Consider the following 7,059-nt stretch of genomic DNA (forward strand, 5'->3'; position numbering starts at 1 on the left):
CCATGTGGGCCTGGGCTTCGATGTGAAATGAATCAAACGGCGGTCCCTCAGGGCCATAATTGTAAGCCGCTTTACCTATGACGACCTGTTCTACTATGCCCTCGCACAGCCAGCCGGGAACGTATCCTCTTTCCAATGAAACATGCTGAATCTGCCACGCATGGGTCAGCTCATGAATTAGAAGCTGCCCTGGAACGCTCATTTGAGTGTTGGGAATCGCAGTAGTGGCAGGCGCATCGAACATGGCATTGCTAACGCCAATATTTAACAGGATATGGTTATCTACTGTAGGAACGGTGAATGCCCTGTTATCGAGACCTACCAGGTTTGTGATTCGAATTCTTTCAAAGTCCAGTGAATCGCCAAATACCTCTTTGGCGAAGGCCTCTTCTATCGGCAACAAACGACGGATCTTGACCATTGCGTCCACAATCGCCCCAGCAGCGACCCCAACAATGAATGCCGGCCCAATGGCAAGAGGCCCCCATATGAACAAGGAGCCCGCTATGATACCGATGCCGACCACGCCTCCCATCCCAGGCACATCCACACCCAGATCGCCGAGCTCTGAACCAATCACAAGGCAAACAGCAAGGCTTGCGCCAAAAGTCTCTGCAACCACGAAGAACTCGGCAACATCTTTGACGATGTCTGTAGCTGTACCCAGCACACCGCTCAACTCCGAAGAACGACTGACCACCATTTTGCCGCCACTGATGTCAGGCCATAAAGCCCGGATCAAACTCGTCTTTTTCACATCTGTTACGAATTCATCCCAATTGTTTTGGCGGTGGCCGGGCGTGTCAGACCCGAACACTTTGCCGCTATGCTGCGCTGCTACCGTCACCTGGCCGCTCGCACTTTGGACAACGGCCCCTATCCGAAAGGAGAACGAGAAGAAACCAGTGGCCCTCATAAACCCGCTGAAACGGTAGCTGCCATTACGATTCAGGGTAATCGAAACTTCGCCTCCCAGGGCAGCGCCCGTGATGATAGTCGAATGGAAAGGCACAGTCTCAGGCAGCGATGCGATTTTAGCGACAAGAGCGTTTAGCGAAACTGGCCGTTTCATGAGAAGGAACTTGTAAACGTCGCTGACGTTGAGTGATGCCTCAGGGGAATAACGCTGAAGCAAGGCGATGCTTGCACGGAGAGATGTCATTATTTATGTTTTTTATGAAGTATTCTTTAGAAATGTTTTGATGCTTGCAATGAGAGATGTCATTGGAGTGCAACCAGAATAGGGACTATACCACGTCCGCCAGCCAGCGGTTGCAGGGCCTTACCAATCACTGCCCCGAAGGCCTCCACCGGTTGTGTCACCTTCATCGCATGCCCGGGAGTAAAGGAAGTTGTCAGCAGGTCTCCCATAGCGATTGGTGCTTCGGACGCATCCACCTTGCAAAACACTTTGCCCGTCATTGCAATTGATTTTCTGTTAGCATTATGACTTTGTTTGTCAAGAATAATTCCTGGCTTATAGCTGCCTGCGCCTGATATCACGCCAACCACCTTTTTGTCGTATGCTTCGAAGCTTTGTGTTAATGTTCCGTTTTCTGATAAAACCATTACTTCACCCGGTTCAGACTCTTCCGCCACATCAAAATCTTCTGCTAAATCCGCATTTCTTAACCGAATATCTCCGGTAACTTCAATATCTCCTTGAAAAAGGCCTGCAAGTCGATTACCTTGGCCAAAAATCCCAATGCCTCCAGGGTTGTCGTTCGTTCCGACAACTCCACCATGCTCCGCAGAGTGACTAATCCCACGGACACCCTCGCCTTTGGTGCTTTCACCACAAACACCTGCGCCTCCGGTTGTACTTTGAGTTTCCCCGTAGACCCCGTGCCATGCTTTACTTACTCCAATGACCCCTGGGCCCGGGCCCTCGGCCTGACCCTGAACACCTGCACCACCAGTTGTACTTTTACTTAGCCCAAAAACGCCCATCCATGTATCACTTTCACCCCAAACTCCTGTACCTCTGCTTTGTCCAAATACTCCGGGTCCTGCAGAATCTGTTTGATTAAGGCACTTACCTATTACACCTATCCCAGCTTCGCCCTCTCCCCAAACCCCTGCACCTCCAATAGTACTTTTGCTATGGCCAAAAACGCCCACCCATGACTCGCTTTCTCCCCAAACCCCTGTACCTATACTTTTTCCCATCACTCCAGGTCCGGCATCTTTTGTTCCATTGTCGTTAATACCTACAACAGCTCCCTGACTGCCTGCATGAGAAGTACCATGAATAGCTTCAAATAGATCACTTTCCGCTGTCACTGCTGAATTATTCGCTGTTTCTGATTTTGCATCAATTAGTTTTTCCATTTTTTAAAATTTAAATTGTTATACGTTTTGGGTTGCGACTTGTGTGAAAAAAATTCTTTCTTAAAATTGGAGCATTATCAGATAGAATACCATACACCTTTTAGTGTATTTTTCATATACACCTTTTGGTGTAGAAAGATGAAGAATGTTACAGCAGCTTATGATCAGCAGAATATTTAACCAATGACGCAGTATTCTTTAATTGCAACTTAAGCTAATCACTGCCCGTAGGTTAATAATTTTTGGCAAGCGATCACTTTTAAACATCAGAAGTTTTTATCTAAGTAAGAGTAACTTATTGATAAGGCAGAATCAATAGAACCATTTTGGGCTAAACGTATTGAATCATTAAGGGAAGCTATTGAAGCTAAATATTAGGAGGAAACCATATGATTGAAAAATTAATTTTGAATGACAGAAAAAGTTTGAAGAAAGATTTGCTAATGAATTCTCTAATGAATGATAATCAGTTGGTGATTAGAGATCATAAACTCAGTCATTTCCCTTTATGAAAGACGGAGCCTGGAATGCATTACCTGTACCTGATACGGAGAGCTGAGGGAAAGTAAATAGTAAAGATCTAATTCCCCTTTTATTAGATTCCATCTAGTAAATCGTTCTAAAAGAAATGCTCCATATGCCCATCCGGGCTTGTTTTCTAATACATTAAGTCCTGGCGGGTCAGCCTGCCGAATGGAATCCATCCAGGGCCAGTGCATATACTTTCCAAAGGCCTGCTCCCGACATGGGTTAAATAGCTCGATCTCATCGGATAAATTCCAGGGCGTAGGTCCGAAACGGGCAACAATAGTTCCCATTGGCGCCTCCTTTTCATTTGCCTTTGAGTAAAGAGGTATCCATTGTTTAGGTTCCTTTAACCAGGCTGCTGATACAGACGTATAACCAGGCCTTGGTCCAAAGAGTGCAGCTGCTTTTGTAGGTTGATCAGACCACAAATTAGCTGCATCTGCAGTATAGTATTTAATGCCATTATACTGTGGACCACTGTTTTCCAGCAACGGCATCCAGGCCAGATGTATGGCATCTGCATTCAAATTTGAGTCATATCCATGGCCAAACATGATAAGGCCATCTCCTTCGCTACTTGGAAGGCCAGGATGATTATCATTTCCTACCACGCAGGGCGCATTTTGCCAGAAGTTAGATGTGGGGAAATAGAACTCCTCTGTAAAAGGTCCGGGTTGATTTGGGCTTGTTTTGCTTACTATGTAAGCGCCTCCTGGATGCTCGTCATCCCTTTTATTAATGTAAATAAAAACATATACACTTTCCTTATAACTGAAAGCACCGGTAGGAGTCTCATTAGTAAGGGGCATTCCGATTGCACCAGATACTGTGAAGGGATCAAAATATGCTCCACCCATCACGGGATTTAGGCGAAAAGCGCTACCACCTGCAGAACAGACCCCTTTATCATCATAACCATTATAAAAAATGCTGTGACACCTACTACAGAACCGCCAGTCGGATTGCCCCTGAACAGTCGTCTCATCGTGGGGCAAGACAAAATTATAGCTCTGAGGATGAAATTGATGTTTCCCTCCCCCCGGACAAACGCCTTTGTCATCATATCCATCAAAGTATAACCCCTGGCATTTTATACAGAACCTCCAGTTATCCTGCCCCTTTATAGCAGCAGGTTCATACGGAAGTTCAAAATTATAACTATCAGGATTGAATTCATGGCTTCCTCCTCCCGCACATATACCTGTATCATCATGGCCGTTAAAATATAACGCTTGACACTTTATACAGTACCGCCAGTTATTCTGTCCTTGGGCTGGAGTGTTATCATGTGGCAAGATAAAATTGAAGCCTGCAAACTCATGACCGCCTAATTTAGTTGCGTCAGTCCAGGCAACTAAGTCCGCATCCTGCCTGGGACCTTCTATCCTGTCCCCCCTTACTACATCACCAAAAAATATATACAGCTTTCTATCGGAATGAACCGTATTAGCACCCAGGTCAGCACCTGGTACCCCCCATGCGAGGGTATTATTTAGTAAGGGTTTGTTCTCCGGATCCTGTGTTCCTGTAAGTTGACCAAGACGACCCGTACCAACCAGTTGGATTGAGCCGGCAGGGGTGAGGGATGACGTTTCAAGTGGGAACGGGCAAGGTGACCACCAGCCATTCTGAGCCTTCCATAATAAATTAAGTATGCCTGTACTACTGGTAGTGAACAGTTCCAGTTGATTATTGAGTGGGTAGTTAACAACAGCGAGAGGCACCCCTGGAACAGCGAAATTATCAAGTGTCAAGGGGAATGGGGGGTTCCAGTTTCCACTAAGACCTCTCCAAGCTAATGTTACGCGCCCATGATTATCGACCCAGAAAATCTCAAGCTGTTGTTGGTCACCATGCTCATAATAGGCAGTTGTTATAGAAGCTCCGACAGGTACTTGTCCTGGTATAGTTAGAATAAGAGAACTTTTCCAATCAGTATCCTGTTCCTTCCAGCTGCCACGCACCTTACCTGTAACATCCACAAAGAACACAAACAGCTGATTGAGGGGGGATAGAAAACAGCGGATAAGGGTGTCCCCCCGGCCACTAACCATGCTTCTGTCAAGTCGGTTGGTTTTTCCCAAGCCGTATTGAAGTGTTTGCGGACACAATGCAGCGCTCCATAATTGCCTGCAAAAAAAACCTCGAGCTGTTCTTGTAGTAGATAATAGATAGCCTTTACTTCAGCTCCTGGAGGTGCGAAGTTAAGCTCAGTTATTCCTATCGGTTCATTCCAGTTGCCGTTCCCTTCCTTCCAAATAACGTTAAGGACACCATTTGTATTGATTGTAAAGACTTCCATCTGATCGAACGGAGGGTAATAAGCAGCAGCTACACCTGCACCTATTGGTGCGAATCCTTGTGTCGTTAAAGGCATGGGGCCATTCCAGCTTTCATTCTGTACCTTCCAAAGAAGATTCACAGCTCCAGAAATGTCAAAGACGAAAACTTCAAGCTGCTGGGAAGAGGGGTTGTAAACAGCTGCTATAGAAGCATTTGGTGGTGCGAAACCTAAAGAGGTAAGGCTTATTGGTCCTTGCCAGTTACCGTTTTCCTCTTTCCATACGACAATAAGCGCCCCTTGTTTGTCAACAGAGAATACTTCTAACTGGTTGTCAGGTGGGTAGTAAACAGCAGCTACTGAGCGCATATTTATGTTCAACATATAAGCCTCCTTAATTTAAACAAACATCTACTGAGGGTATTAAGTATTATAGAATGTTCATTACATTCTATAAAAGCTATTTGTAATATTCTCATTTCCAACGAAAAAAGATATCTAAAAATTTATTAGATCAGAATCAGCTATAGTTAAAGGAGTTGTTACAAAAGAATAATTGTATCAACTCCTTCCCTAGTGAAAATCATTGTCCTTTATATTAACGGTTGATTGACTTAAGTATAAGTAAAAGCTTACATTAAACAGCCAGTCCAAAAAACGCCCATCCATGTTTTCACTTCCTTCAATAACTCCTGCTCCCTTGGCCTTCCCCATTACACCTGTACCACCCCGTTGTACTTTTGCTAAAACCAAAAACGCCCATCCATGTTTCACTTTCCCCTAAAACTCCCGTAGCTCTACTCTATCTCAAAATTGAAGTTTAATCAGGTGCTAAACCATACACCTTTTAGTGTATTTTTTATCTACACCTTTTGGTGTAGAAAGAGGAAGGGGAAAGGCGGGTAAAACGATGATGGTTTTATAGCAGAATATAATTGGTCGTGTTTTTATGAATAAGGTAGTAACTCAAAATGTTTGAAAGTTTATCTAATTTTAACCTATGATAGCAGAAAACAAAAAAAAAATACAGGAATATCTTGAACATTTGCCTGACAAGTATCTGATTGAAATACTTGAATACCTGCATTTTCTTGAATTTAAAAGCAGAAAGGAGAATGCTGATATAAGCTCCATGCTTCTTTCAGAAGATGCTCTTGCTAAAGATTGGTTAACACCAAAGGAGGATGAAGCATGGCAACATCTTTGAAAGCAACAATTGTTATTATTAATTTTCCCTTTTCTGATTTATCGGCTTCAAAAAAGCGCCCTGCTTTAGTGGTTGCAGATTGGGGAAGTGATGATGTAATATTAGCTCAAATTACAAGTATTGCAAATAAAGACGTATATGCAATAGAATTGAAGAGCGAAGATTTTTTGAGTGGGTCTTTAATGAAAACAAGTTTTATACGACCTAATAAATTATTTACTGCTGATAAAAGAATGTTTTTACAAATAGTTGGCAAACTTACTGACAAGAAAATAAAAGAAGTAATTGATAAGATCTATGAATTTCTTTAACTCAAATAAAGTAATGCTAATAGACATGCCTTTTTTTCAGCTCTTAACGTTTACCCTTTCACGATTGTCATTACGCTACAGCAGCTTATGATCAGCAGCATATTTAACCAGGGAAGCAGTATTCTTTAAGTGCAGCTTAGCAAGCATATTTTTACGATGCGTATCTACGGTTAATATACTAAGAAAGAGCTTGTCTGCTATTTCATGGTTGGTAAGACCATCAGCAATGTAACGGATGATCTCGATTTCTCTTGCCGTAAGCTGTTTTTCAATCTCAGAAGTATGAACATTTCGATCAGTAAGATGAATAAATAAGTTATTGGAAATTTCAGGACTGATATATTTTTCGCCATGCATCACTTTGTCTATGGCTTTCAGCAGTTCTGTTTTGCCGGTATCTT

7 protein-coding genes are annotated in these 7,059 nt (G+C 43.3%); 2 read left to right on the forward strand and 5 right to left on the reverse strand.

Features of this window, described 5'->3' with window-relative positions; all coding sequences use genetic code 11:
- The 4 genes from WKF69_RS17725 to WKF69_RS17740 form a co-directional block, all read right to left on the reverse strand.
- The coding region (locus WKF69_RS17725) for a hypothetical protein (protein ID WP_340383581.1) at positions 1-1,162 on the reverse strand (1,162 nt) is incomplete at its 3' end.
- Positions 1,163-1,221: 59 nt separating this feature from the next.
- On the reverse strand, positions 1,222-2,331 hold the full coding sequence (locus tag WKF69_RS17730; RefSeq protein ID WP_340383583.1) for a hypothetical protein: 1,110 nt from the start codon (positions 2,329-2,331) through the stop codon (positions 1,222-1,224).
- 506 nt (positions 2,332-2,837) lie between these two features.
- Positions 2,838-4,850, reverse strand: coding sequence for a hypothetical protein (locus WKF69_RS17735; protein ID WP_340383585.1), 2,013 nt, complete (start codon positions 4,848-4,850; stop codon positions 2,838-2,840).
- Positions 4,769-5,509, reverse strand: a complete 741-nt coding sequence (locus WKF69_RS17740) for a hypothetical protein (RefSeq protein ID WP_340383587.1) — start codon at positions 5,507-5,509, stop codon at positions 4,769-4,771. The genes WKF69_RS17735 and WKF69_RS17740 overlap by 82 nt, the downstream gene beginning before the upstream one ends.
- A 631-nt stretch (positions 5,510-6,140) precedes the next feature.
- Between WKF69_RS17740 and WKF69_RS17745 the strand changes: the two genes are divergently transcribed.
- Positions 6,141-6,347, forward strand: coding sequence for a hypothetical protein (locus tag WKF69_RS17745; RefSeq protein ID WP_340383589.1), 207 nt, complete (start codon positions 6,141-6,143; stop codon positions 6,345-6,347).
- Entirely contained in the window at positions 6,332-6,658 is a 327-nt protein-coding gene (locus tag WKF69_RS17750) for a type II toxin-antitoxin system PemK/MazF family toxin (RefSeq protein ID WP_340383591.1), read from the forward strand. Before WKF69_RS17745 ends, WKF69_RS17750 begins: the two co-directional genes overlap by 16 nt.
- Positions 6,659-6,733: 75 nt before the next feature.
- Here the strand turns inward: WKF69_RS17750 and WKF69_RS17755 are convergent.
- On the reverse strand, positions 6,734-7,059 hold a 326-nt coding region (locus WKF69_RS17755; RefSeq protein WP_340383593.1), incomplete at its 5' end, for a response regulator transcription factor.

Origin of the sequence: Daejeonella sp. (genome assembly GCF_037719425.1) — a bacterium.
In the GTDB taxonomy this organism is placed as follows: Bacteria; Bacteroidota; Bacteroidia; order Sphingobacteriales; family Sphingobacteriaceae; genus Daejeonella.